This is a genomic window from Gorillibacterium timonense (genome assembly GCF_001457415.1).
GTDB lineage: Bacteria > Bacillota > Bacilli > Paenibacillales > NBRC-103111 > Gorillibacterium > Gorillibacterium timonense.
Window position 1 is genome coordinate 626143 of record NZ_LN881724.1, and the last position, 26006, is coordinate 652148.

Sequence of the window (26006 nt, forward strand, 5' to 3'; positions counted from 1 at the left end):
CCTTTTCTTATACCCATAACAGATCGTCACTCTTCCCTCATAGTGAGAAGGAGGAAGGGTTGAGACTTCTTTTCGAAGTTAGGATTGACAGGTGCTTCCAATCCGAATATGCTACATTTAGAAAATAATCGAAATGAAATTGATCTAAATGATGAAGGGCGGGGCTGTTCGTGAGCTTGAAGCTGACTTTCAAAGCGCTGTCAGATGAGTATCGAAGGGACATTCTCGAGATGCTGCGAGACGGGAAAATGACGGCTGGCGACATATCCGCCCGCTTTGAGATGAAGCAGGCGACGGTCTCCCATCATCTGGCGATCCTCAAGGAAGCGGAGCTCGTTCGAACGGAACGCAAGGGAAAGTTCATCGTCTATGAACTGAACACAAGCGTATTTGAAGATGTGATGAAATGGATGATCTCGCTGGGCGGTAATGAGAATTCACAGGAAAGGGAGTCTGACGATGAACGGCGCAGGATCGAAGAATAAGCTTGTGACGGGTCAGATGCTGAAGGGAACAAGTTCGGAGCAAACCAAGAACAAGAAATTCCGCTTGTCCTCCTGGGTGGCTTGGGGGATTGCGCTCGTGCCTGTCATGGCGTTGATGGTGCTGTACCCGCATATGTCGGACCGAGTTCCGGTGCATTACAATGCGGCGGGGGCCGCAGACCGCTATGCGGATAAGTTCAGCTTCGACATGCTATTGTTTGCCCTTCTCGGGTTTATCGGACCGCTTCTCATGAAGCCGATCGGCTACTTTGTCATCCGTGCTCAGGAAGCGGAGGGCAACGGCAGCGCATCCTTGCGCTTTTACATGAATACGGTTGCCGCCTTGGTCGCGCTGTTGTTTACGGCAATGAGCATCCATTCGATGCTCCGCATGACGGATCTGGATGTTCTCAGGTCGATTTCGCTTGAACGGATCGTCGCTTTCTTCCTCGGCCTCCTTCTGCTAGGCTTGGGCAATTTCATGCCGAAGCTTAAGCGAAACCGCCTATCCGGCTTCCGGACTCGCCGCAACCTGGAGGATGCCGATGTCTGGTTCAAGACCCAGCGGTTCGCAGGGAAGGTCTGGATGGCGGGCGGTGCCAGTGTGGCGCTCTCGGCATTTCTTCCGGGCTCGCTCTTCCTTCCGGCTGCCATAAGCTTGCTCGTGCTGCTGGTCTTGATCCCGCTCGTGTACGGCCGGAGGCTCGCCCGTTAGCAATCTTGTCGGTTGACTCGTATTTTCCGGCATGCTTGTAGTAAAATAAGGGAAACGACCCCCGCCGCTCGCGGCTGCCGATCAAGTCCTTCATCGGACGGCGCTGTCTATGCTGCCGGTGAACCGCACTCTCGCTTTGGCCTAACCCTAGGCTAAGAAGAGCGGCAACCGCAAATCGGCGGGTGAATTACTTTCAGGAGGATCAACATGGATTACCAAACGTATTTCAGTGAAAATCGGGAAAAGCATCTGGCTGAGCTGCAGGAATGGCTCCGTATTCCGAGCATCTCCGCTCTGTCCGCACATAAACCCGATATGCAAAAGGCCGCTTCCTGGCTGGCCGATAAACTCCTTGCAGCCGGCATGGAGCATGTGGAAATTCATCAAACCGCAGGACATCCGATCCTGTATGCCGATCACCTGCACGCGCCTGGCAAGCCGACGATTCTCGTCTACGGCCATTATGACGTCCAGCCGGTAGATCCGCTGAACCTGTGGCAATCCCCGCCTTTTGAGCCGGAGATTCGCGACAACAAGCTGTATGCCCGCGGAGCAACCGATGACAAAGGTCAATTGTTCCTCCATGTCAAAGCGCTGGAAGCGATCCTGAAGCTGGAGGGCAAGCTGCCGGTCAACGTGAAGCTTTGCATCGAAGGTGAGGAGGAGATCACGAGCCCGAATCTGTACGGCTTCGTCGACGAGAATTCTGACAAATTGGCCGCAGACGCTGTACTGATCTCCGATACCGAGCTGCTCGGTCCGGACAAGCCTGCAATCTGCACCGGTCTGCGCGGACTGTGCTCCCTGGACGTCGACTTGACGACGGCCAACACGGATCTGCATTCCGGAACCTTCGGAGGCGGCGTACCGAACGCCCTGCATGCGCTCGTCGAACTGCTCAGCACTCTGCACACGGCGGATGGACGGGTGAACGTGGCTGGATTCTATGACGACGTTCCCGATCTGAGTCCGGAGATGCGAGCAGAGCTGGCCCGCAAGGAATTCGACGAAGAAGCCCTGAAACGCGATCTCGGCCTTGACGAGCTGTTCGGTGAAGCCGGTTATACCTACGTAGAGCGCACCGGAGCGCGCCCGACCCTTGAGCTGAACGGGGTCTATGGCGGATTCCAGGGAGAGGGAACGAAGACGGTCATCCCCAAGGAAGCACATGCCAAGATCACCTGCCGCCTCGTCGGCCGCCAAGACCCGCAGGATATTCTCGACAAGCTCGAACGGCATATTAAGGCTCACACCCCGGTAGGAGCTAAGGTCTCGGTCTTGCAGCGGGAAAAAGGCAACCCCTTCACCATCGATCCGTCTCTGCCGATTCTGCAAAAAGCCGCGGACGCCTTTGAGCACGTATACGGCACCCGTCCGGTCTTCACGAAGGACGGCGGCTCCATTCCCATTGTGGAGAACATGTCCCGCGTGCTGAACATTCCGGTCGTGTTGATGGGCTTCGGACTTCCCGACGAAAACCTTCACGCTCCTAACGAGCACTTCCATCTGGAGAACTTCGACAAAGGGCTGCAAACCATCGTCCGCTTCCTGGACTCCTTGTAAGCAAGCGGGTCCAATCCATTGGCAGCAGCAATCGGTCCCTGTATAGGGAATGAATAAGAAAACCGGTCCTTTTTGGGGATAGGGGGAGTGCGATACTCCCCTATACCAAAGGATCGGTTTTTCTTTTTGCTATCTCCCTGGGTGGTTTGCCTTTAGAGGCAGTCCTTATTCGGAGAGGGTTGTTTTCGGCTTTATCCTCCAACAGAAAAAAGGGCTTTCCTTTTCTAATGTTATAGTGTACTATATAACTATGACACCGATACAGTTAAGCAAAGCCAATCCGCCTTACAGCGGATCAAGGATAATGGAGGCGATACAATGACCATGCATGTGGAAGATGCGAAATCCAAGCGGGGGGTAACCGTCCCGGTACTTCGGTTGAACGGAGTCACCAAGCGCATTGGAGCCAAGAAGATTGTAGACGGTCTTTCCTTCGAGATCGGTACAGGAGAGATCGTCGGACTGCTCGGACCGAACGGAGCGGGGAAGACAACCACCATCCGGATGATCGTCGGCCTGATCGGCATGAGCGAAGGGGATGTCTTCATCGGCGGCAAAAGCGTCCGTAGCAACCATGCGGAAGCGATGAGCCTGATTGGCGGCATCATTGAGAACCCCGAGTTCTACCCCTACATGACCGGCTTCGATAACCTGAAGCAGTACCAGCGGATGACCCCGGGGGTAACGGAGGAACGGCTGATGGATGTGATCCGGCTGGTCGGACTTACGGAAGCGATGGGGAAAAAGGTGAAGGCCTATTCGCTCGGGATGAGACAGCGGCTCGGGATCGCCCAAGCGCTTCTGCATCGGCCGAAGCTGCTCATTCTCGATGAACCGACCAACGGCCTCGATCCGGCGGGTATACGCGAGATGCGCGAATACTTGAAGAAGATCGCGATGGAGGAAAAGATCTCGGTCCTCGTCTCCAGCCACTTGCTCTCGGAAGTGGAACAGATGTGCAGTCGGGTAGTGGTCATTCAGGAGGGCAAGCTTGTGACCGTTCGCTCCCTTCATGAGACAGCTCCTGCAGAGAGCGCGCGAGTCGTCCTGTCGCTTCGTGTTGGAGCGGGACAGAGGAGCGCCGCTCGGCAATTGATCGAACAACGGAAGGATGTCGAGCTGCTGGATAATCCGGTAGACGCCGGAAAAGGCTCCTCCGGAATGGATAGCCCTTCGAGCGTGCAGGGAGATTCATTTTCCGGAGCAAGCAATCAGCCGGGTGCGGGCAGCGACCTGCTTCTTCGATTGAATGAAGAGGTCGTCCCAGAGCTGGTTGCCCTGCTCGCAGCCGGACAGATTCGGATTCACCGAATTGAAGAACAGAAAGCAACCTTGGAAGAAGAATTCTTGAAATGGACGGGGGGCAACCGCATTGCGTAGCTTTGGATTGCTTTTATGGAACGAATGGTTAAAAATATGGAAGAAACCGGGGTTCTTCATCCCGTATCTCTTGATTCTTCTCTTGACGGTTATCACCGCTATTGTGGTCAACAATCTCGATCCGACCATGTTTCATTCGGCATTCGATTATACGACGGGTACGCTCGACAAGAGCGGCCTTGGCAAGCTGATCGCTCTGATCGCTGTATCGAGTACGGCCTCGATTGTGACACAGGAATTTCGGTTTGGCACGGTGAAATTTCTACTCATCCGGACGCACAGTCGGGGAAGTATCCTCGCCTCGAAGCTAATCATCACCCTGATTTACACGATGAGCATAACCGTCTTCGCTTCGATTGCTATGTTTGTTGTCGGAGGAATTGTATTCGGTACTCAACCAGCCGCTGGAGAGACCTGGAGTCACCTGCTCTTGATGGCTCTCTATCAATGGATCTACATGTCGATCTTCGTGCTCTTCACCTTCTTGGTCGGCGTGCTCACCCGTTCGTCTGGAAAGGCGATCGGCGCCGGCATCTTCATCTCCTTGCTCAGTGATATCATGATCCCGAAACCCTTTTACAAGTACGTGCTGTTCTCCAATGTGGATCTGTCGGTCTACTCTGCCGGACATCCTCCTCTCTCCGGTATGACGCTCGGGTTCTCAGCCGTCGTATTGGCCGTGTACGCAGCCGCATTCATCGGACTTGGCTTTCTCGCTTTTTGCAAACGAGATGTGGCTTGATTGTAGGTTTTCAGGAAAGGGGGCACCAGGAATATGCCCATTGAATTTGACAACAACCTGCCGATTTACCTCCAGATCATGACCTACCTCAAGCGGCAGATTGTAACCGGGGTTTTACGAACCGGTGATAAGGTGCCTGCCGTGCGGGAATTGGCCGCTGAGCTGCAGATTAATCCGAACACCGTACAGCGGGCGCTGCAGGAGCTGGAACGCGAAGGGACCGTGGAAAGCCGCCGCGGTCTCGGACGATACGTGACGAGTGAGGAAGGGAAGATCATGGCGATCAAGAAGGAAATGGCCGGGGAGCTTCTCGGCCGCTTTATCGAAGGGATGCAGGAGCTGGGGTTTGCGGGCGATGATATCGCTGCGATCGTGGCGGACGCTGTTCGCACGGGAAGATCGGATGGAAACGGGAATGCCGCTGCGTCGGGAGGGCAACCTGCGGGAACCTCGTCCGGGCAGAATGGCTCCAACGGCCAGGAAGGAGGAGCGGAAGCATGAGTCTGCTGGAGCTGAAAGACGTGACGAAGCAATACAGGAATAATCGCGGACTGAGGCAGGTTTCCTTGCAGCTGGAGCCGGGCAGAATCGTCGGCTTGCTCGGGCCGAACGGCAGCGGGAAGACGACGCTGATGAAGCTCATCGCCGGGCTGAACCACCCGAACCAAGGCACGATAACCGTAAACGGTATTCCGGCGGGACTTGCGACAAAACCCTTAGTCTCCTTTATGCCGGATAAGCCGCTCACGGAGTCGTGGATGAAGGTGAGGGACGCGATTGCCTACTACGCGGATTTCTTCCCCGATTTTGACAGGCAGAAAGCGGATGAGCTGCTCGCTTTCATGAAGCTGTCTCCTGCGGATCGAGTGGAGTCCCTCTCCAAGGGCATGAACGAGCGGCTGCAGCTCACAATCGCCTTGTCGCGTCGGGCGCGCCTCTATCTGCTTGACGAACCGATCGGCGGCGTCGATCCGGTCGCCAGAGGCAAGATCCTCGATGCCATCGTGGATCATTATACCGAGGACAGCACCTTGATCGTCTCCACCCACCTTGTGCGCGATATCGAGCGAATATTCGATGAAGTGGTCTTTTTGAAGGAAGGGGAGATCGTGCTGCACAAGGAAGTGGAAGAGATTCGGATCACGACGGGAAAAAGCATCGACGAGCTGTTCAAGGAGGTGTTCGCGGATTGAGTAAATTGTTGAAATATCAATTCCGCCAAAACGCGACGAGCTTGCTTGGTGCCCTCAGCATCCTGATCTTGATCCAGCTATCCTTGCTGCTGTATACGCCTGGAGGCGAGCAGGCGAAAGCGTACACGATCATGATCAGCGTGATTTCGTACGCGGCCGTCTGTATCTTGATCTTCGTGGAGTGCATACGCGGCTTTTATCAAAGCCTCAAGCTGCCTTCCCGCCGGCTGCTGCCGCTCGGACCTCTTGCTTATATGGCAGCATCTCTGATTTACGGTCTTATCTCCCAGAGTGTTCTCGGCCTCATCGCTCTCGCTCAGGCGGCGCTCATCAAGCATCGGCTGCCCCATCATCTTCTGCATGATGCAATCGCTTCGTTTGGCATTGGGGATTATCTCGCGGCGGCCATAACCGGGCTTTGGATGTTCGTGTTTTATTGCATGGTTGCCTATTTTCTGGTGACCTTCCTGTTCAGCTTCCGCTTTAAAGGCAAAATCCCGGTCGTGATCATCGCATTCACCCTGCTGCAGAATGTTCCGTCTCTGATTGAGCAAGAGCTTTTTCATACCCCTGTAACGAAAATGACTCAATATTTCTCGTTCAAGCTCTATGAGAGTGACGGCGCCGGGAGTTTGACCGTTCCCGTGAATTTCCCGCTTAAAGAGTGGTTTATGGGTCCCGTTCTCTTCGAACTGGCCATTGTTCTCGTTCTGCTCGGCGTCACCCTCTGGCTGATGAAGCATAAGGTGGAGAATTAACGAACGGAGAAATCATCAAGTCCAACCGTCTGGAAGTTGAAAGTATCGCCATGAGAAAGGGCCGTTCTTGGCCCTTTCTTTTTTTGTGGAAAGAACCGTCCCGGCCTTCATGAGCTCATTGAGATCGGCGACTTCCATCCGGCTTTCCTTCCATTTGTAGATGGAGGTTTGCGGGTTTGTTCCGACCGTAGCGATGATCTCATTGTCGCCGTCTTGATCGGCATCCGCCTCCACGGTAGACACCGCAGCCAGCAGCAAGAAGGCAGATGAAGAGGAATGGAGCAAGCAAGGAGAATTTCATGAACGGACAGCTCCCTCAACTGACACGGCTTCATGCGCCGTTAAGGTGCGATTAAGGTTTGGTGGCTATAATGAGCCAAAGGATTGATGCGGGAGGCGGAGTCGAGTGACGGCAGTGAAGCGAAATAAAGCGAGAATCGCGATGATGGTAATCCTAGTGGCCGCGCTGATCGCGACCGGTTATTCCCTTTGGTCGTATCATGGCAGTACTGCCTACACGAACGCCAAAAGCAGCAGTGGGATGACCTGGACCGGACGCGGCTTTATGGGAGGCATGGGACAAGGGGCCGGGTCAAATGGCGGCGGGATCCAGAGACCGGATAGTGGCTCTGCTTCAACGAATCAAGAAGGGACCAATCGGGGAGGCGGTTTTGGAAGTGGCAGCCGCAATAACGAGGATGGGACCCAATCCGATCAAACCGAACAAAGCGGTTCCGGAATGGGCAATCGCAATAAAGGGGAAAACCTTCAACCCGATCAAACTGGTCAAAGCAGCTTTGGAATGGGCAATCGCGGAGGGCGAGGGTTTGGCGGTGCTTCTGGAGCTGGCTTTGGCAGCTCGGGCGGCAGCCAAGCTCAGCGGGTCTCGCTGCTTTGGTATGCGGCGGGCTTTGCGGCGCTTTGTGCGGCGGCAGCGATTCTCGTGAAGAAGCACTCGCTGCGTGTGCGGGAAGCGAATCGATTGCTTGTGCTCGTTACGGTGCTAGGCACCGGTTTTTTGCTGCGAGTGGCGATTGCGCCTTGGATTAGCGGACATATGGATTTGTCGCTGTTCCGCAATTGGGCTGTGACGGCAGCGAACGGACTTAAGGATTTTTACGTGAATGGGAATGCGGATTATCCGCCGTTCTACATCTATTTTTTGTACCCGATAGGCAAGGCGATCTCCACTTTGGGACTCGGTGGCTACTCCCCTCTGCTGCTCAAGCTTCCTTCCCTCGCTGCAGATGCGGGAAGCGCCTGGCTGCTGTACAGGCTTGCCCGCAAGGCCCTTTCGTATGAGGCGGGAGTGCTCTTGGCTGCTTTTTACATGGTGAATCCGGCTGTCTTGATCAACTCGACGTTCTGGGGGCAGGTCGATTCCTTCTTCACTCTGTTCATTCTGCTGGCGCTCACGGCGATCGTCGGAAGAAAACCGGCCTTGTCCGCCGCGTTGTTCGCCGCCTCCATCCTAATGAAACCGCAGGGCATCATCTTCCTGCCCGTGTTGTTCTTCGAGCTGGTGCGGCAGCGGAGCCTGAAGGTTTGGCTCAAAGCCATTGCTGCGGGAATCGGAACAGCGGTGTTGATCCTTGTTCCCTTCTCCCTCAAACAGGAACCGCTATGGATCATCGATCTCTTCAAAAGCACGGTCGGAGAGTATCCATACGCTTCGGTCAATGCGTACAATTTCTTTAGCCTGATCGGAACAAATTATACCCCGAGCGCAAATGTCGGGTTCCTGTTCAGCTATCATCTCTTGGGGCTGATCTTCATCGCGATCACGACACTCTTCTCATGGGCGGTATATGATCGCGGGAAAAGTCCCGCATTTGCGTTTCTTGCAGGGGCGATCCAGATTGCCGGAGTGTTCACCTTCTCGACGAGCATGCATGAACGCTACCTGTATCCGGCTATCGCGCTCACTCTCGCGGCTTATGTTTACCTCCGGGACAAAAGGCTGCTCGCCTTCGCCGCTGCCTTCACGGTGACGGTCTACGTGAACACACATGTCATCTACTTTTCTCGCTCCATCGGAATGAGCGGGGGTTCGGCTGATTTCCCGATGCTCGCCGTGTCGCTCCTCAATGTAATCCTCTGCTGCTTGCTCGCAAAGGTCGCCTGGGAGCTTGCGGGGCGGAGCTTACATGCGAATAGGTCGAATCCGACGGAACCGAATGCGAGCGAAGATGAGCGGCAGCCGAGGCTGCCTGAAATGATGAAAAAGAGGGGCGAATCAAGTAGGTGAGGCTCAACAAGCTTGATTTGCACTCTTCTAGGATCGATCGTTGGCTTCTCGAACACCTTGTGGGCATGCGAAAGCCACCGACCATTTGGGTGAGTCCCCCTCACCCCTAGAATGTGATCGGAATTCCTAGTGGTTCTACCAAATTCTAAGGGGGAATTTCAAGGCTGTTCGAGTGAGTTTCTCTAACGGCGGCCACGGCCGCTATTTTGCTAAAAGATAGGGTTTTGAAATTTTAACGGAGCTACTGCGCTGGTCGTGAATAGGATGATCGAACACGGCGGTAGACGTCAAAAACCAAGGAACTAAGCGTGAACAAGCCGCTTAGTTCCTTGGCTTCTTTTCAAAGGTCATCCATTGGTTCTAAGGGTGTCCAAGGTTACCTTTTGGGGACACTCCCATAAAGGAATGGCGGCCGATAGGCGGAAGGCTTTAGAGTAGCTCTCCGTTTACCGCTTAGCGATCTCTCAGCTATTCCACCTTCTATTCGACCTTCGCCCCGAACGACCGGAGGAACGCGACAGCTTGGAACATATCCATCCGTGCCCCTTTTACATTCATCGAGGGAAAGTCGACGCCGTCGAGCTTGGCTCCGCGTAGGTCTGCGCCTGAAAGCTTGGCTTTGGCCAGGATGGCGCGGGTCAAGTCGGCTTCGCGCAGATCGGCTTTTTCCAAGTTGCAATCCATGAGATCCGCCTCGCAGAAGCGTACCCCGCGCAGATTTTGGCGGCTGAGATTGGCAAACCGCAAATTCGTATAGGACCAGTCGCCTCCGAGCAGCGTGAATCCGTTCGTCAAGCTCTCCGTCAAATTCGATCCGACCAGCTTGCACTCCTCGAAACGGGAGACAAACAGGTTGACGCCCTGCATCTCGCAGTTAGTAAAAGCGGTATGAAGGTGAGTGGAGGCATTCAGCAGCGCACCGGTCAGATCACAATCAATGAACTGGCAGTGCTCGGAGCGGGTGTCCTCCATACGAGCTCCTCGAAAGCGGCAGCGAATGAACGTGCACTGCCTCCACTCGGTCTCCCGCAAGTCTTCACCCGAAAAATCCGCTTCAATCCATTCTTGCTGTTCATAGGTGGACATTGCAGCTTCACCTCCTTTAACAATCGGTTCCCCTGGCATACTTCTAAGTGAACCACAATTGCACACGAGATACTGCCTGCCGATCTTTCATCAGCGCTGAGTATTACCGGCGCTTCATCTCAAAAAACTCGCATTCCGTGCGGCTGTAATAAGCGACGTCGCCGACTCCGGATTGGATGACGACGAGATCGGGAGAAAACCGGACGATGACCCCGCCGGCATCCACCATGTGATCGTCCTGAAAGACGCGGATGAGCACCTGCTTCTCCTCCGCCTCCGCAAAGTCCGCATCGGTAAACAATCTTCGGTTAAGCGCCATTTCGGGCTTCCTCCTTATCTTTCTTTTCCAGCGGCGGGCAGAAGCCGGGATGAATGTTGAATTCGCGAATGTACGCCATAAAAGACCGTTGATAAGCCTGCGGTTACCACAGCCAGCCAAGCGACCGGAGTGAGTCCGCCGCCATCGAACAGGCTGCCCATAACAAACGGGCCAAACACGCGTCCGACTGATCCGATTCCGCCGGTCAATCCGATGTAGAAGGGGGCGTGTCTACCGCCGTTCTCCGATAGATAGGCGGGTACGGCGGGAGCGATGAGCATTTCGCCGAGAGTGGCGAACACCATGCCCGTGATCATACCGGGATAACTCTGAATGAGCAGGATACAGGCATAGCCCGCCAAATAGAAGGCGCTGCTTGCGGTCATCTGGGCCGTGACGGTCCGGGCGGCAAAACGGCGAATGAGGGCCGTCAGCGGCTGGGCGACAAAGATCATGATACCATTCAAGGTCCAGAGGAAGCCGTATGCCTTCTTCTCCATCCCGCTTGCGATGATGGAAGGGGAGACGCCGGTGTTCCAGATCGAGTTACCGACCTGCAGCAGCAGGCCGCCTATTGCGATCAGCAGATACAGACGGACATTGGAGAGCAGGGCCCAAGTACCGCCTGCCGACGATTTTTCATCGTCGGCAGGCGGGATGCTTTTCCATCCGGCTCTTTGAGGGGCTTCCTCAAGGCCCGCTTCATCCACCTTCCCCAGATAGATGAGAAAAAAGCCCGCGAACAGCGCACAGGAAACCCCATTCAGCACGAAGCTGAGGTTATAGGACAGATCAGCGAGAAACCCGCTCATAGCGGTTCCAAGAGCGACGCCGATATTGTTGGCCACATAGATGACGTTAAACAATTCCGCTCGACGCTCGGCGAACCGGAAGCCGACGAAGGCTTGAATAGCGGGCGAGGAGACGGAGTTGAAGAGGCCGATGAGGCCCATCGTCACCAGAAATAGCGGCCAAACCTCTCGGACGAAAGGCAATAGGAAGAGACCGAGTGCGTTCAGGGCGAGCGCCCCGACGATGAGTCGTTTGACTCCAATTCGATGGTAGAAGGAGCCGCCGAACAATTGGCCGGCAATTCCTCCGAGAGATTGGATGAGAATAGCAAGACCGGCATCCGCCATGCTTCGGCCGAGCTCATCGAACACGAACATGCTGACGAGCGGCCACATCAAGGCGCTGCCGGTTGCATTGATCAGACTGGCGGCAAGGAAGACTTTCACTTCTCGTGGATAGGCTTTCAAAGGGTTCATCGTAAGCTCCTGTATTATTCGTGCAAGATACGGGTCAGGCCATAGGGAAATTCTTCATGCTCCTCCCATCCGAGCGAATGAACACGGACGAGATCGGCGAGAAAGTCGAGCCAGTCCGCCCTGTCATTCAGACAAGGACTGAGGGTGAAGCCGTCCGGTGCGCCCCCATGATCGGTAAAGTCCTTGCGGGCGTCAATCCCAAGCTCATGAAGCGTCTCCAGGCAGTCGGTAACGAGTCCCGGAGAGAAGACGAAAGGCCGGTGGACACCCTCTGAAGCCAATCGCGCTAACGTATCGGCGGTGGAAGGGCCGAGCCATTTCTCTGGTCCAAAGCGGGATTGATAGGTAACGATCCACTCGTGCGATTCCAGACCCAGCTCGCTCGCGAGGAGCCGAGCTGTTTCCTCGCATTCCTGCGGATAGGGATCCCCCGACTCTACGTAGCGTCTCGGTATACCATGGAAGGTGAAGAGGTATTTATCCGGCTTTTCGGCAAGCCGTTCGAGTTCTTCGTTCATTAAATCTCGCATGGCACGGATATAGCCATACCGGTTGTGATAGCTGCCGATAAGCCGCAGCTCGGGAACAAACCGCTTGGGAGCGGGACCGTCCGCTTTCGTTCGCCCCAATGCGGCAAAGCAGGCTCTGTCATACATAACGGCAGTCGTCGTGGAGGAATATTGCGGGAAGAGGGGCAGGACGACGATGCGGCGTATGCCGGCTTCTTCGAGCTTTTGCACCGCTTCCGCTATATCCGTCTTGCTGTAGGCGAGCCCGAGCTCTACCCGGTAGCCTTCACCGAGCCGTTCCTGTAAGCCCTTCTTCTGATTCTCAGAGATGACAAGAAGAGGAGAGCCGTCTTCGGTCCAGATCTCCTTGTAGAGGGAGGCGGAGCGTTTCGGGCGCACGCGCAGAATAACGGTATGAAGCAGGGGCTTCCAGAGATAGGAAGGGTAATCGATCACCCTCCGGTCGGAAAGAAACCTTTGCAGATAAGGCCGGACCGCACGGGCGTGAGGGACCTCCGGAGTCCCGATCTGAGCCAGTACAACACCGATTTGCTGCGAAATCATCAAAGATCCCCCGTTCATTGGCGTTGGTGGAATAGGTTGAAGCAGCCGAACTCATGGGCAGCTGGCATTTCCCTAGTTAGGGACAGCAAGCTGCAGACAATGGCTCTATCGTACCCCTTCGGTTTGATCGGTGTCAATGAAGGATACAGGATCAAATCGCTTAGGGGAGAGGAGAGGCGCTTCCACTTGTCGGAACAAGTCAAGATTTGCACATTATTGCATATAACCCTCATGCAAATGCGCAATCGTCATTATGTTGTGCAAATGGATGTGTCTCTGAAATAGAGAGGATTTGAATGATTTAGCGAGTTAGGAAGAAATTGAATGGTAATAATCTGGCATTCCATTGTGCAAACGATTTGACTTGTTTATATATTCCAGTATGCTTGAATCATTGATAAAGCGCTTTCTTTGGCGCGTTTATCCGTTAATTCGCATATTTGTGAAGTTGTGTCTTCTGAACAAACGTTTGCCATTGATTTTCTTGGGAAAGGAGGCTAAACGACCGGTTTCTCAGCATGATTGAAAGGAATCAGGTTGATGGTTATCCGAAAAAGCAAACGCTTACATCTTATACCGTGACAAAGGAGTTGAATGAGCTTGACGGATATGCACAACATCCCTCGCAATAACCCCCGTAAAGCCTCACGCAAAGCGGCCCGGCCGATGGTCTGGCTGCTTGTGTTCGCCCTTCTGGTCAGCTTGCTGCCCACTTATTCAGCAACAGCCAAAGCAGATGCAGCAGCGATCACGAGCCCGCAGATTGGTACGCCTTATGCGGACGGCGCAGAGATCAGCTTTTTCTATCAAGGGAATGGATCGGAGAGCAAGGTTATTGTAAAAGGTGAGTTTACCGGCGACAGCTGGGGAACTCTGCTGCCGTTGGAGAAGGGTAGCGGAGATGTCTGGTCGTTGACCAAGAAGATTCCGGCCGGATGGTATGAATACGGCTTGGTGGCGAACGACAGCGACTGGAAGGCGGACCCGCTCAATCCAGTCCGGAAAAACGGAAATCCGGGGCTATCGGTTCCGGGAATCTCCTTCAAGCAGCCGACCAACATCGCTCGAGGGTCGGAGACGGTGCTCGACGCGGTTTATTATACCGGTGAGCTTGGCAAGACGGAGTCGGTGGATCTGACCGTAGCGCCTGCGGGCCAAGGGGTTGCCCTAGCGGACGGCAAGCTGGTGGTGGCAGCGGATGCGGCAGTTGGCGACTACCAAATCACCGCTACCCACGGTACTTGGAGTCTAAACCGAACCGTTCAAGTGGCGGCCTCCGCGCTTGTGAGTCCGAAGCTCGAAGCGGATGGCAGCATCTCGTTTGCCAACGCCAGCCATACGGGCGACACTCTGTATCTTGTAGGCCAAATGAACGGCTGGAATGAGAAGACGGCGATTCCTTTTATCAAAATAGACGGACAATTCCGCTTGAATCTGAAGCTGGACCCCGGTACTTATGAATACAAATTCATCCCGACCCTCGGCAGCTGGTCCGGCGATTTCACGGACCCGCTCAATCCCAAGATGACTGGAGGCAACTCACTAGCCATTGTCCCTGGCTTGCTCTATGAAGCGGGAACCGATGTGGCGGCGGGTAGCACTCTGGAGTTGAAGGCATCCCTGCTGTCTCCCACCGGAGAGAAGACAGAAGCGGCCCCGGTTTGGAGCTTGAAGGAGGCGGTAGATGGCATCGCGTTGGCAGGGAACCAACTGACGGTAGCGGCTGATGCGGCTGCCAAATCGGCTGTTGTTGTCGCTGAGTATGGCGGTTACCGGTTGGAGCGGACGATCAACGTCGTCACTTCGATGAATCGGTATACCATCCATTACTATCGCACCGACGGCAAAGCAGGTGATTGGAATCTGTGGCTGTACCCGGAAGGAAAGGAAGGCAAGGGCTATACGTTCAAAGGAGTGGATGAAGACGGCTATGCAACGGGGACCTACATATTCCCTGATACGAAGCTGAATGTGATTCCGCGCTTGTCTGTGGAAGGGAACGACTGGTCAGCTCAAGATTCTACACGCCAAGTCGAAGTCCGCAGCGGGCATGAAGCGGAAGTCTGGATCATCCAAGGCAAAGAAGGGGTGTTCTACACCAAGCCGGGTTCGATCAAGCCGGACCGCTATATCAAGTTTACGTATACAAAGCCAGACGGCGATTTCGAAGGCTGGAACCTGTGGGTATGGAGTTCCGGCGACTCAGACGGACAAGTGAATCTCACCAAGGTATCCGATACGGAAGCGGTCGCCATCATTCCCATCAGCAAATCAACCGCCAAAATCGGCTTTAAAGTGCGCAAAGGAACCGATTGGCGGATCATTGACCAGGACTATGACCGGGAGATTGTGACGGGAAAGAGTGCGGTAACCAAGGTGACCGTGACGGCAGGCCAAGGAGCGATTCGTACCTATCCGCCTATGTCCGCGCCGCTCTTGGCCGATGGAGCTGCGACGTTCTATTACCGGGATTCCGAGCTGTTTGCGGAAGATGAAATGAGCCAGATCAGCGGAGTGGTACTCAAGATCGATGGCAAAGAGTACCCGATGACCTACTCCGTCGAAGATGAGATTTTCCGCTACACGCTGGATCCTCTTACTCCGGGACTGCATCCTTATACGTATTTAGTAACCAGGGACGGCGTGACAACCGAGTTGAACGACCCGATGAACACAGTAGACGGCCGCTCGGTGATCGAATATGCACTTCCCACATTTGGGCTAAGTGCGTCGGTCGCGCCGGGTGAGATCAGCTCCAACGAGAACGCAGTGATGACTTTGGCGATCGAGGGGAACGCCGCTGACGTCAAGAGCCTCTCGGCGGACCTCAGTTTCTTGGGCGGCAAAGCCGATACGGCGATTGACCCGGAACTTCTCGCGCTGACGATCGCGGTGAAGGATTCGGTGACCGCCGGAGTGAAAGCAATCCCGCTCACACTGACCGATCGCTTCGGCAACAAGCACCGCTTCCAGACGAGCGTGATGGTAAAGACTCGCCAGCAGGTAGACGCGAACGATTTCGACTGGGATGAAGCGCGCATCTACTTCCTGCTGACCGACCGGTTCTTTAATGGAACTCAGGCGAATGACGATCCGAACGGAGAGAATTCCGATAAGACCCATCTCGAGTCCTATCATGGTGGAGATTGGCAGGGGATCACCGACAAGCTCGATTACTTGGCCGATCTCGGCATCAACACCATCTGGATTTCTCCAATTGTGGACAATATCGATTTCAACAAAGGGACTGACTTCGGCGGGACGCAGTATGCCTACCACGGGTATTGGGCCAAGGATTTCACGAAGACGGAGGAGCATTTCGGTGAAATCCGCGACTTCCAGAACCTGCTCGACGCCGCTCACAGCCGCGGCATCAAGATCATGGTCGACGTAGTGCTGAATCATACCGGCTATGGCATGGACACCCCGGATACGAAGGGAATCCAGAACTATCCGACGGACGCCGAACGAAGCGTATTTGACGGAATGCTGCGTTCGAAGAACGAGGATGGCGTCGTTCGCAATAATCTGGCGGGCTTGCCCGATCTGCGCACGGAGGACCCGGCGGTTCGGGCGAAGATCATCGAATGGCAGACGGACTGGATCGCGAAGACGCGTACGGAGCTCGGCAACACGATTGATTATTTCCGTGTGGATACGGTGAAGCATGTGGATACAACGACCTGGATGGCCTTCAAAAACCGGCTTACCGAGATCGCTCCCGCTTTCAAACTGATCGGGGAAAATTTCGGAGCAAGCATCGACAATGACGGAGGCTACCTGAAGACCGGTACGATGGACTCGGAGTTGGATTTCCGGTTCAAGGGCATTGCCAGCGAATTTGTATCCGGCAAGATCGCCAGCGTGGAGAAAGAACTCGCCGCCCGCAACGAGAAGCTGGACAATACGGCGACGATGGGACAGTTCCTCAGCAGTCATGATGAGGACGACTTCCTGATCAAACTCTTGAGTGACGCCGACAGGGTGAAATTCAAAAATGGAACGCTGGATGAAGCAACGTTGCGTTCCGCACAAGCGAAGCAGATGTTGGCTGCCGCCTTGCAGATCACCGCGAAGGGCCAGCCTGTCATTTACTACGGAGAAGAGATCGGACATTCCGGTATGAATGCCATCGACATGAGCCAGGGGTTGTTCAGCGAGAATCGCTACGATTTCGACTGGAGTCGTCTGAACGATCCGAAGTACAGCTTCATTCACGAGCATTATAAGAAGCTGCTCAACATCCGCAAAGCGAACTCCTTGCTCTTCTCCAAAGGAACGCGCACGCAGGTCGCCGGTTCGGATGCCGAAGGTTATGATGTGTTCGCGAGAAGCTATCAAGGGCAAACGGCTTATGTCGCCCTGAACATCAAGGAATCCGAGCAGATGGTTACCATCCCGGTCGGTGAGGCAGGACGATGGAAGGACTCGTTCAGCGGAACGATCTATACCTCTGACGACAAGGGTCAAGTGACGGTTAAGCTGCCCTCCGCATTAACCGGTGGAACCGTGATTTTGCTGGCAGAGAAAGACAACGGCAATGGAAACCATAACGGAAACAACAATGGTTCCGGGACAATATGGCCAACTGTTACCTCCACTCATCTCAATCTGGTTCCAATCTCCACAGGGAATAGAGCCAAGCAAGCGGAAGTTACCGCCACCGATTTAAAGGCAGCTATCGCCCTTGCAGCCGGTACCACAGAGCGGACCGTTGAGCTTGCCGTATCTGGATTAGCGGCAGGAGAACGGGTGAATCTGATCCTTCCGGCTTCCGCTTTATCGTCGGAAGCGGCTCGACAAGTTTCCATCCGGATCATCGCAGGGGACCTCGTCGTTACGATCCCAGGCGGTGCTTGGCCAATGGACGAATTGTCGCCGTCCGACCGGTTCACCTTGAGCCTGGGTACGGCATCGTCCTCCGAAACGGCAGCGGCCGCTGCGAAGCTTCTAGCGGCTGATCCCGGCTACAAGCCTTCGGGAACAATCTTCCACCTGACACTAACAACCGGCAGCGGAAAGATAAACGCGTTCCGGGACAAGGTCGAATGGAAACGGACGCTCAACAGTGCTGAACTGGCACTTCTGACTCAACCGGCCAAGGCGGGAGCCTACGAGATCGGCAATGTGGAGAAACCACTATATCTGGGAGGCGCGCTATCGAACGGCAGCTTCAGCTTCAAGACCGCAGCTCTGGGCGACTTCTTGATCCTGCAGTACAACAAGACCTTCTCGGACGTGCCGGATGGCTGGGCGAAGGCATATATTGAGATTTTGGCCGCGAAGCACCTTGCAAACGGAACGGGAGAAGGCACGTTTACCCCGCAGGGAACGATTACGCGAGCGGATTTCGCCGCTTTCCTCGGCCGTGCGCTCGGCTTTGCCGAATCCGGCAAAGCCGGTTCGGCGGGTACCTTTGCAGATATCCCAGCAACTGCTTATTACGGCGGATATGCCGCTCAGTTGAAGCAAGCGGGCCTCTTGACGGGTTACGAAGACGGAAGCTTCCGCCCGAATGAAGCCATCACACGCGAGCAGCTTGCTGTGCTCCTGGTCCGGGCTTATGATTATGCGGCCGGATCGAAGGGGAGTCCAAGCGCAGCTGCTAAGTCGGACTTCGCTGATCTCGCGCAAGCTTCCGCGTATGCAGTCGATGCGATCCGCACCGCACAGGCGCTCGGCTTGATGGAAGGAGACAGGCAAGGCCGTTTCCATCCGTCTGCCGCCGCTACCCGCGAGCAGATCGCCAAGGTGCTGGTGCTGCTTATGGAGAAGGCGGGGATGTAAGGTCTTCAAGCTTCAGCCAGGGACGTGTACATCGTATAAATGAAGTCCTAGATGAACGTGTACGATTTTTTTGATGTCGTTCTCGCAAGGGAGCCGAACAGGCTGCCGATTTTGTCGGCAGCCTGTTTGCTGTTGTACAATCATTTCCTCCAGCTGAACTTGCCCGGAGTTCCTTTTCGACTCTACAGGGATAACGATCCCTTTGCGACTAATGCCTATGATTCCATGAGATTGACATGGATGGTTAATTGAATTATATTAAATTGCATACAATATAATAATCAAGAATAAACTTGGAAATGATCATATGGAAAAGAGGGTTACCCCATGGAGATCGTAAGAAACCTGCTCGTGGCGATCGTAGCGATTGAGCATGTGTACATTTTGATTCTGGAAATGTTTTTATGGACGTCCGCAAGAGGCCAGCGGGTCTTCGGCACAACGCCGCAATTTGCTCAGGAGACTCGCGCTCTTGGCGCTAATCAAGGGCTTTACAACGGCTTTTTGGCAGCCGGTTTGATCTGGGGCTTGGTACACGGGAACGCGGCATTTGGCCATCAAATTCAACTGTTCTTCCTCATCTGCGTATCCATCGCGGCGATTTACGGCGGGTTCACTGCGAAAAAATCGATCCTCTTGATGCAAGGCCTTCCAGCTTTTCTCGCTTTGTTGGCTGTGCTCGCGATCGCCTAAATACGGGAAGTGGCAGAATCGAAAGAAGAGACCTTTACCTCTACGGGGTCCCTTCTTTTTGTGTTTTATGGCTTTCGTTTGTGATACCCTTTTTCGGCATAGGGCTGCAGCTTTTCGATCCACATTTCCTGCAGCGTGTCGAGCTCGTCCTTGTATTTCTTTTGCTCGTCTGGAGCTCCGGGCTGTTCTTCTTGTGGTTTGATCACATCCAATTCCTCGAAGACAAAGCTGCCGCTGCCGAAGTTCACCCAATCGGCTCTAAACTCGGCGAACATGGGGGAGTTCATCTGTTTCATAAAGTCAAAGCGGTTGCGCGTGCCTTCCAGATCCATGGAGGAACGGATAAGGATCTTGCCGTTCTGCTCATTGCGGATTTGATAAATCCCCATCCGTCGGAATGAGGTTTTGTAGGCATCGGCCAGCTCTTTCTTTTGCTGTTTATCAAGGGCCATGAATTAATACCCCATCTCCTTCAAAATGTTGGACAAGGTTTGCAGACGCTCTCCGATTATTTCATCGTCCTGACTGAGCGCTTGCTTGAACAGCTTGATGTCCTCGTTGATTTTTTCGTTGTCGGTGCATACCGCGATCGTCATCGCGTCTCCTTGAAGGCCGACGCGGTCGATAACCGGCTGCTCGGGGTCATAAAGCTGTTCATATTGATAGGCTTCGCGAAAATGCTCAAGGCTTCTGGCTACCAAGATCGCCAGGTCAAGCACACGATGGAGCGGAAGCTCCTCGGACTGACGCGACCACTTCTCACCGGTATACCGCCACACTTTGGCGGATATGTCGAGTTTGCCGCGGTCGTTCCATTGTGCCAGACCGAGCGAAAGTCCTTTGGCATCAGTTTGACCGGCGTAACGGCCATCCACCTGCTCATAATTGTCGGACACGATGACGGGCTTATGCTTTAAGGTTGTGGGAATGCTCACGAGGATCGTCCTTTCATGATCTAGATGGGGAAGAAGCGGTATGGATAATGAGTATCAACAATCCGAAAGACTAGCAAATTAGTGAATTACTAAATTACTAAATTAGTACTTTCAAATGGAGTATACAGAATCCACCAACAGGAGTCAATGTTCCCAAGCTTTTGTTTTGTCGTTCCCAAGCTTTGCTCTCAAGCTTTGACTTGTCCCCCGAGTTCCACATGAGCGGAATGCTCCGCCTGCGGTTGACTTTTGCCGCCTGATATTGTACAACGAAAGGTAACAGTTCAATCCAACAGCAACTTCCTTGACGAGACTACCGTCACCGGTTCCTTGCATCTCCAGAGAGTTGGCCCTCGCGCTGCAAGCCAACGTTCAAGCCCGGTTGATGATCCTCTCCGAGAAGGTAAGCCGAAATCCAGTAAGCTGACCCGGTTCCCCGCCGTTATAAGGGGCGCGTGCCGTTTGCGGGTGCGCGTTAAGGAGCCGTTTTCGGCGTTCGTCGCAGCAGGCGAAATGCAGAAGCGGAATTAGGGTGGTAGCGCGGGAAATCAGTCCCGTCCCTTTGGGGGCGGGGCTTTTTTGCATACAGGGGCTGTTGAAGATCGTCATAACAGCATGTTTGGATTTGGCAGCAGCATGTTCCGCTGGGAACCGTATGGGGTATCGTTTAGGACGCATAGAAAGGGAAGGGATAACCGTGCAAAAGGTAGACGTCAAAGAAAAAGCCCGGGCGCGCGAGGAGCGCATCCTAGAGAAATGGCGCAAGGAGGACACGTTCGCAGCCTCGATCAAGAACCGCGAGGGCAAGCCGAACTTCGTCTTCTACGAAGGACCGCCTACGGCAAATGGCAAGCCGCATATCGGGCATGTGCTCGGCCGCGTCATCAAGGATTTTGTCGGCCGCTACAAGACGATGGAGGGGTATCGGGTCATCCGGAAAGCGGGCTGGGATACCCATGGGCTTCCGGTTGAGCTTGGGGTGCAGAAGGAGCTCGGCATCTCCGGCAAAGCCGAGATCGAAAAGTACGGAGTCGAGGAATTCATCAAGAAATGCAAGGGCAGCGTGTTTGAATATGAAAAGCAGTGGCGGGACCTCACCGAAGCTATCGCTTACTGGACGGACCTGGACCATCCCTATGTCACGCTGGAGAATCCCTATATTGAATCGGTCTGGCATCTCTTGTCCGACATCCACGGGAAGGGGCTTCTGTACAAGGGGCACCGCGTCAGCCCGTATTGTCCGGACTGCCAAACGACCCTCAGCTCCCATGAAGTGGCTCAAGGCTATGAAGATGTCAAGGATCTGAGCGCGACCGTCAAATTCAAGAGCAAGAACGAAGATGCGTATTTCCTCGCTTGGACGACGACCCCTTGGACGCTTCCGGCGAATATCGCCCTTGCAGTGAATAAGGACATCGAATACGTGAAGGCGCGCAAAGATGGCGAAGTGTACATTCTAGCCCGCAGCCTGGTGGAAAAAGTATTGAAGGAAGATTATGAAGTACTGTCTGTGCACAAGGGCGCCGAATTCGTCGGTACTCCGTACACACCGCCCTTCGATTACATTCAGGTAACCAACAAGGGTCACATCGTCGTCGATGCGGACTATGTCAGCGACACGAGCGGTACCGGGATCGTGCACACCGCTCCGGCGCACGGCGAAGATGACTACAAGACGACTCGCCAGCATGGAATCGACTTCGTCAACGTGGTCGATCTGGCAGGCCGCTACACCGACAAGGTGACGGCATTTGCAGGACGGTTCGTCAAGGATTGCGATGTCGATATCGTCAAAAACTTGGTAGAGCGCGGCCTTCTCTTCAGCAAAGAACGCTATGAGCACAGCTATCCGTTCTGCTGGCGCTGCAAATCTCCGCTGCTCTACTATGCGATGGAGAGCTGGTTCATCAAGACGACCGCTGTTCAGGAGCAGTTGATCGCGAACAACCGGGACATCGCTTGGTACCCGCCGCATCTTCGCGACGGCCGTTTCGGCAAGTTCCTGGAGGAGCTGGTTGACTGGAACATCAGCCGCAATCGTTATTGGGGAACGCCGCTCAACGTCTGGGTATGCCGCGATTGCAGAGCGGAATATTCTCCGGGAAGCCGCCAAGAGCTTCAGGATCGAGCCATCGATCCCATCGAGGGCGAGCTGGAACTACACAAGCCTTATGTAGACGCGGTTAAAGTCCGCTGCTCCTGCGGCGGCATCATGGAGCGGACATCGGAGGTCATCGACGTCTGGTTCGACAGCGGCTCGATGCCGTTTGCTCAGTACCACTATCCGTTCGGCGACAAGAAGCTCTTTGAGGAGCAGTATCCGGCCGATCTGATTTGCGAAGGGATCGACCAGACGCGCGGCTGGTTCTTTAGCCTGCTGGCCGTGTCCACGCTGACCACCGGTAAAGCTCCGTATAAAGCCGTTATCTCCACCGGACACGTGCTGGACGAGAACGGGCAGAAGATGTCCAAGAGCAAGGGCAACGTCATCGACCCTTGGGAGATCATCGAGGAATTCGGAACGGATGCGTTCCGCTGGGCGCTCCTCTCGGATAGCGCACCCTGGAACAGCAAACGGTTCTCCAAGCAGATCGTGGCAGAGGCCAAGTCCAAGGTCGTCGATACGATTCATAACACCCATGCGTTCCTCGCGCTCTATGCCAGCATCGACAACTATCAACCGGAGGATCATGCCCGTGTTGAAGTAAAAAATCCGCTCGACCGCTGGATTCTGTCCCGCCTGAACACGACGCTTGAGCAGGTGAAGAAGGGGCTCGGCGGCTACGACTTCCTGAACCCGGCACGCTCCATCGAGACGTTCGTCGATGAGCTGAGCAACTGGTACATCCGCCGTTCACGCGACCGCTTCTGGGGCGGAGAGTGGACGGAGGACAAGGTCGCAGCTTATCAAACGCTGACCGAGGTGCTTCGCACGCTCGCCTTGATGATCGCTCCGTACATGCCGCTTTTGGCCGAAGACTTGTACGGCAATCTGGGCGGGGAAGGCAGCGTCCACCTCGCGGATTATCCGGCAGTGAATGCCGCTGCCATTGACCTTGATCTGGAAAATGACATGGAAGCCGCTCGCCAGATTGTCGAGCTGGCCCGCAACATCCGCAACGAAACGGGATTGAAGACCCGTCAGCCGCTCTCCGAATTGATTCTCTCCCTCGATCTCGACCGGGAGTTCCATTTGGACCGCTTCGCCGACATCATCCGCGACGAGGTCAACGTCAAGGACATCCGCATCGCGGAAGGCGACGGAGGCTTCGTCAACTTCACTCTGAAGCTGAACCTGAAGGTCGCCGGCAAGAAGTATGGTAAATTCGTCGGTCCGATCCAGCAGCACCTGAAGGGGCTGTCCGCTCCGGCTGCCAAGGAGATCGTCGATAACGGATTCCTCGATCTCACGCTGGACGGCGAGCCGCAACACATTATCCTGGATGAGCTGCTCGTCGAGAAGCAGGCGAAGCCGGGCTTTGCCTCAGCTAGCGGCTACCGCATGACGGTTGCTTTGAACACGGAACTGACCGAGGCGCTCGTGCAGGAAGGTCTCGTTCGCGAGGTGGTCCGCGCTGTTCAGGACTACCGCAAGAAGCTGGAGCTGCCGATCGAGAAACGCATTCGCCTCGTGCTGGATGCCGATGCCGAGCTGCAAGCGGCGCTCACCCGCTTCGATAACGTCCTGCAAGAGAACGTTCTGCTAGCAGGCGTCCGCTTCGCCTCCGAGCCGGACATGGAACGCGCTTCTCTCGGCGACAAGACCATTGGGATGCGAGTGGAGGAGTAAGAGAGCCATACGGACCCAAACGGGACGCTGCGAATAACGGAAAGCTCCAGCCTGAGGATTCGGCTGGAGCTTTCCTATTTATGCGGTGGGGTGTATTCGATAAATTTGCATTTTGCCAACTTAAGGCAAACTATTATATAATTGATAAAACATTCCGAATACTAGAGTAGAACAGGGCATTCAGTCAACGTAGAATAACGGGGCTGGGTGTCCTTCTATTTTATGGAATAAAATACTAATTATCTGGTGGAGGTTTGGATGGTTCGAGATAAAATTCATCAGCTTTTAGACCGATTGCCGGAAGAGGAATTGGATAACGTCGTGTTTGTATTGGAGTTTATCGAAATGAAATATTTGTTTAAGAAAAACCTGCGCGAAAAAGGGGTTGTCGTCTCGGAGCTTTTTGAAGAGGCACAGGATCTTATTGACACATGGGATCGCGCTTTTGCCGAAAACATCAGTGAAGAAACAAAAGAATCGATTCATTATGATGAATTTAAGTGGCATATGTTCAGTTATGAGAAACAAGATTGTTTAAAAGAAGAAGAAGCGAGAGCGGCTTTCAATGCGATGCCGAAGGACGAACTGTATGGGATGGTTCAGAGATCCCCTAGTGTATTTCGCTATGAAAATGCTGGGAAGGTCCTCGCCTCCGATTTTGATTCGGAACAGGATATTTATCTGTTTGATATGAACCTCACGTGGACGTATGTCCATACTCATGAATCCGACCTCGGTCCCTATTTCTTCAAAAGAAAAGAGAACTCCACTATCTAAGTGCATTCCTGTCGCTCTAACAGCCTGAGCCGTAGACTCAAAAGTAGAGGGAGTAAGTCTCCAATGATCCAAATCCTAGAGGAACCTGTCGGTGAGGCCTATCGATCTTTGATCTCCTTAGCGTTTAAGATTTGCGATGAGCTTATTTTGGTGAAGAGAGATCAGCTTCCATTAAACGAGAGCGGTCAAGACCTCATTACCCAATTGAGACCTTATACGAGGATAATTAGGAAGCAAGAGAGTTGGCCTGGAACGGCTTTGTTTGGTCATTTCGCGGATGTGTATTATCTCCCATGTACCGAGATGGTGAAGGATATTCTTCTGAGCCGGACAACCGGATTGTATGATTGGCTGCAGCCCGACTTGCTGGAGGATCTGTGCTTTTATAAGAATCAATCTGAATGGTTAGTGACAGTTTCGCATGAGAAAAGGGGCTATCTCAACATCGAGGATCGCAGCGAGATCTTGGAGTTAAGAGAAATCGAAGAATTGCTGTTTTATTAATAAATCGATAGATGGAAGAGTTCTCAGAGCAACGGTTGATGGAGTAATCCTAGGGATCCGAATGATTGAAAGAGGGGAGACCTGGAGCGATGAAAAAGCTCTCAACGCTTCTTCTTGTTCTTTGTCTGATTCTGATCGTGTGTAAAATCGAATCCAAGCCGGAGTCGGTCGATACCGCCTTGTACAATGGGAATAGCTTATTCATTGGTGTGGTTGGAGATCCTCCCCTCGTTAGGGAGCCTAACATTCATTTTAAGAAAATGAGCTTGGATCAAATGGAAGAGCTTGCCCCTTCCTCAGGCCTTGATGCGGTCTTTATCATGAAGGATCACTTTCGTGAAGCGGCCGGTCCGCAATATGCAAAGGTCTATCAGCATGCGGGGATTCCTTTTTTCTATATCGATACGCATAAAACCTACATACCCTTTGTAAATGAGGATCTCGCTTACGAGGATGTTCCCGATCTTTCAATGGAATATGCCGTAGGATACTACCAATCGGGTGTGAAATACCAAGGCTGGGGGTTTGGGTTATACAACGACATCGAGAATGAGGCGAATATCAGGGACGTTTACACCCGAATCTTCACAACGATCGAGTCTGTCCATGACAGTGGACCCATTTGATTTCGTGATGGACACCACGTTCGCCGAATTTGATTAGGTAGTCCCCCATTCCGCTTATGCGGCT

At 53.9% G+C, this 26006-nt stretch carries 21 protein-coding genes and 1 pseudogene; 15 read left to right on the plus strand and 7 right to left on the minus strand.

All coding sequences use genetic code 11. From position 1 onward, the window contains the following. Positions 1 to 170: 170 nt before the first annotated feature. From BN2684_RS15490 to BN2684_RS15525, 8 genes and pseudogenes are all read left to right on the plus strand, one after another. On the plus strand, positions 171 to 485 hold the full coding sequence (locus BN2684_RS15490; protein WP_058303062.1) for an autorepressor SdpR family transcription factor: 315 nt from the start codon (positions 171 to 173) through the stop codon (positions 483 to 485). After that, the gene (locus tag BN2684_RS15495; protein ID WP_058303063.1) at positions 460 to 1200 is read left to right on the plus strand and encodes an SdpI family protein; all 741 of its coding nucleotides are present in this window, start codon (positions 460 to 462) and stop codon (positions 1198 to 1200) included. The genes BN2684_RS15490 and BN2684_RS15495 overlap by 26 nt, the downstream gene beginning before the upstream one ends. A 207-nt stretch (positions 1201 to 1407) precedes the next feature. Further along, positions 1408 to 2763, plus strand: coding sequence for a dipeptidase (locus BN2684_RS15500; RefSeq protein WP_187385777.1), 1356 nt, complete (start codon positions 1408 to 1410; stop codon positions 2761 to 2763). Positions 2764 to 3081: 318 nt separating this feature from the next. After that, positions 3082 to 4143, plus strand: coding sequence for an ABC transporter ATP-binding protein (locus tag BN2684_RS15505; protein ID WP_082652004.1), 1062 nt, complete (start codon positions 3082 to 3084; stop codon positions 4141 to 4143). Further along, entirely contained in the window at positions 4136 to 4885 is a 750-nt protein-coding gene (locus BN2684_RS15510; RefSeq protein ID WP_058303065.1) for an ABC transporter permease, read from the plus strand. Before BN2684_RS15505 ends, BN2684_RS15510 begins: the two co-directional genes overlap by 8 nt. A gap of 33 nt (positions 4886 to 4918) precedes the next feature. Next, positions 4919 to 5278, plus strand: a pseudogene (locus BN2684_RS15515) (GntR family transcriptional regulator); the annotation flags it as partial. Between the two features lie 104 nt (positions 5279 to 5382). Next, a complete protein-coding gene (locus BN2684_RS15520) occupies positions 5383 to 6078 on the plus strand; it encodes an ABC transporter ATP-binding protein (protein ID WP_058303067.1) in 696 nt (231 codons plus the stop codon). Further along, positions 6075 to 6836, plus strand: coding sequence for a hypothetical protein (locus BN2684_RS15525; protein WP_058303068.1), 762 nt, complete (start codon positions 6075 to 6077; stop codon positions 6834 to 6836). Before BN2684_RS15520 ends, BN2684_RS15525 begins: the two co-directional genes overlap by 4 nt. 15 nt (positions 6837 to 6851) lie before the next feature. Here BN2684_RS15525 and BN2684_RS15530 read toward each other — a convergent pair whose 3' ends face one another. Then, positions 6852 to 7079 carry a hypothetical protein gene (locus BN2684_RS15530; RefSeq protein ID WP_148449991.1) on the minus strand — a complete coding sequence of 76 codons (228 nt, stop codon included), beginning with the start codon at positions 7077 to 7079 and terminating at the stop codon, positions 6852 to 6854. A 163-nt stretch (positions 7080 to 7242) separates the two neighbouring features. Between BN2684_RS15530 and BN2684_RS15535 the strand changes: the two genes are divergently transcribed. Then, positions 7243 to 9084, plus strand: a complete 1842-nt coding sequence (locus tag BN2684_RS15535; protein ID WP_082652005.1) for a glycosyltransferase 87 family protein — start codon at positions 7243 to 7245, stop codon at positions 9082 to 9084. 480 nt (positions 9085 to 9564) lie between these two features. On the opposite strand, the gene BN2684_RS15540 is transcribed toward BN2684_RS15535, so the two are convergent. The 4 genes from BN2684_RS15540 to hemH all read right to left on the minus strand — a co-directional run bounded on the left by BN2684_RS15540 (position 9565) and on the right by hemH (position 12830). Further along, positions 9565 to 10170: a pentapeptide repeat-containing protein gene (locus tag BN2684_RS15540; protein ID WP_058303070.1), complete on the minus strand. Its 606-nt coding sequence runs from the start codon at positions 10168 to 10170 to the stop codon at positions 9565 to 9567. A 103-nt stretch (positions 10171 to 10273) separates the two neighbouring features. Then, the gene (locus BN2684_RS15545; RefSeq protein ID WP_058303071.1) at positions 10274 to 10489 is read right to left on the minus strand and encodes a hypothetical protein; all 216 of its coding nucleotides are present in this window, start codon (positions 10487 to 10489) and stop codon (positions 10274 to 10276) included. A 14-nt stretch (positions 10490 to 10503) separates the two neighbouring features. Next, positions 10504 to 11757 (minus strand): MFS transporter, encoded by a 1254-nt coding sequence (locus BN2684_RS15550; protein WP_058303072.1) that lies wholly within the window; start codon positions 11755 to 11757, stop codon positions 10504 to 10506. 14 nt (positions 11758 to 11771) lie between these two features. Then, positions 11772 to 12830 (minus strand): ferrochelatase, encoded by a 1059-nt coding sequence (hemH, locus tag BN2684_RS15555; protein ID WP_058303073.1) that lies wholly within the window; start codon positions 12828 to 12830, stop codon positions 11772 to 11774. A gap of 609 nt (positions 12831 to 13439) precedes the next feature. Here hemH and BN2684_RS15565 point away from each other — a divergent pair. Together BN2684_RS15565 and BN2684_RS15570 are read left to right on the plus strand one after the other, a co-directional pair. After that, positions 13440 to 18617, plus strand: a complete 5178-nt coding sequence (locus tag BN2684_RS15565; protein ID WP_234340320.1) for an alpha-amylase family glycosyl hydrolase — start codon at positions 13440 to 13442, stop codon at positions 18615 to 18617. Between the two features lie 327 nt (positions 18618 to 18944). Next, positions 18945 to 19310, plus strand: coding sequence for a DUF1304 domain-containing protein (locus tag BN2684_RS15570; protein WP_058303076.1), 366 nt, complete (start codon positions 18945 to 18947; stop codon positions 19308 to 19310). Between the two features lie 65 nt (positions 19311 to 19375). On the opposite strand, the gene BN2684_RS15575 is transcribed toward BN2684_RS15570, so the two are convergent. Both BN2684_RS15575 and BN2684_RS15580 read right to left on the minus strand, forming a co-directional pair. Then, positions 19376 to 19762: a GIY-YIG nuclease family protein gene (locus tag BN2684_RS15575; RefSeq protein ID WP_058303077.1), complete on the minus strand. Its 387-nt coding sequence runs from the start codon at positions 19760 to 19762 to the stop codon at positions 19376 to 19378. A 3-nt stretch (positions 19763 to 19765) separates the two neighbouring features. After that, positions 19766 to 20245, minus strand: coding sequence for a DUF6530 family protein (locus BN2684_RS15580; protein WP_058303078.1), 480 nt, complete (start codon positions 20243 to 20245; stop codon positions 19766 to 19768). A 697-nt stretch (positions 20246 to 20942) separates the two neighbouring features. On the opposite strand from BN2684_RS15580, the gene ileS reads away from it, so the two are divergent. The 4 genes from ileS to BN2684_RS15600 all read left to right on the plus strand — a co-directional run bounded on the left by ileS (position 20943) and on the right by BN2684_RS15600 (position 25942). Continuing rightward, positions 20943 to 24035 (plus strand): isoleucine--tRNA ligase, encoded by a 3093-nt coding sequence (gene ileS / locus BN2684_RS15585; protein WP_058303079.1) that lies wholly within the window; start codon positions 20943 to 20945, stop codon positions 24033 to 24035. A 258-nt stretch (positions 24036 to 24293) separates the two neighbouring features. Beyond that, positions 24294 to 24812, plus strand: coding sequence for a DUF4275 family protein (locus BN2684_RS15590; RefSeq protein WP_058303080.1), 519 nt, complete (start codon positions 24294 to 24296; stop codon positions 24810 to 24812). Between the two features lie 63 nt (positions 24813 to 24875). Then, positions 24876 to 25316, plus strand: coding sequence for a hypothetical protein (locus tag BN2684_RS15595; RefSeq protein ID WP_058303081.1), 441 nt, complete (start codon positions 24876 to 24878; stop codon positions 25314 to 25316). An 89-nt stretch (positions 25317 to 25405) separates the two neighbouring features. After that, positions 25406 to 25942: a hypothetical protein gene (locus tag BN2684_RS15600; RefSeq protein WP_058303082.1), complete on the plus strand. Its 537-nt coding sequence runs from the start codon at positions 25406 to 25408 to the stop codon at positions 25940 to 25942. The last annotated feature ends 64 nt before the right edge of the window (positions 25943 to 26006 follow it).

Excerpts from the sequence above, each read along its gene's own strand:
- BN2684_RS15505 (WP_082652004.1), top strand. The coding sequence starts at position 3,082 with ATGACCATGCATGTGGAAGATGCGAAATCCAAGCGGGGGGTAACCGTC.
- BN2684_RS15575 (WP_058303077.1), bottom strand. The coding sequence starts at position 19,762 with ATGGCCCTTGATAAACAGCAAAAGAAAGAGCTGGCCGATGCCTACAAA.
- BN2684_RS15565 (WP_234340320.1), top strand. The coding sequence starts at position 13,440 with ATGCACAACATCCCTCGCAATAACCCCCGTAAAGCCTCACGCAAAGCG.
- BN2684_RS15495 (WP_058303063.1), top strand. The coding sequence starts at position 460 with ATGAACGGCGCAGGATCGAAGAATAAGCTTGTGACGGGTCAGATGCTG.
- BN2684_RS15550 (WP_058303072.1), bottom strand. The coding sequence starts at position 11,757 with ATGAACCCTTTGAAAGCCTATCCACGAGAAGTGAAAGTCTTCCTTGCC.
- BN2684_RS15540 (WP_058303070.1), bottom strand. The coding sequence starts at position 10,170 with ATGTCCACCTATGAACAGCAAGAATGGATTGAAGCGGATTTTTCGGGT.
- BN2684_RS15600 (WP_058303082.1), top strand. The coding sequence starts at position 25,406 with ATGAAAAAGCTCTCAACGCTTCTTCTTGTTCTTTGTCTGATTCTGATC.
- BN2684_RS15595 (WP_058303081.1), top strand. The coding sequence starts at position 24,876 with ATGATCCAAATCCTAGAGGAACCTGTCGGTGAGGCCTATCGATCTTTG.
- BN2684_RS15520 (WP_058303067.1), top strand. The coding sequence starts at position 5,383 with ATGAGTCTGCTGGAGCTGAAAGACGTGACGAAGCAATACAGGAATAAT.
- BN2684_RS15500 (WP_187385777.1), top strand. The coding sequence starts at position 1,408 with ATGGATTACCAAACGTATTTCAGTGAAAATCGGGAAAAGCATCTGGCT.
- BN2684_RS15570 (WP_058303076.1), top strand. The coding sequence starts at position 18,945 with ATGGAGATCGTAAGAAACCTGCTCGTGGCGATCGTAGCGATTGAGCAT.
- BN2684_RS15590 (WP_058303080.1), top strand. The coding sequence starts at position 24,294 with ATGGTTCGAGATAAAATTCATCAGCTTTTAGACCGATTGCCGGAAGAG.
- hemH (WP_058303073.1), bottom strand. The coding sequence starts at position 12,830 with ATGATTTCGCAGCAAATCGGTGTTGTACTGGCTCAGATCGGGACTCCG.
- BN2684_RS15545 (WP_058303071.1), bottom strand. The coding sequence starts at position 10,489 with ATGGCGCTTAACCGAAGATTGTTTACCGATGCGGACTTTGCGGAGGCG.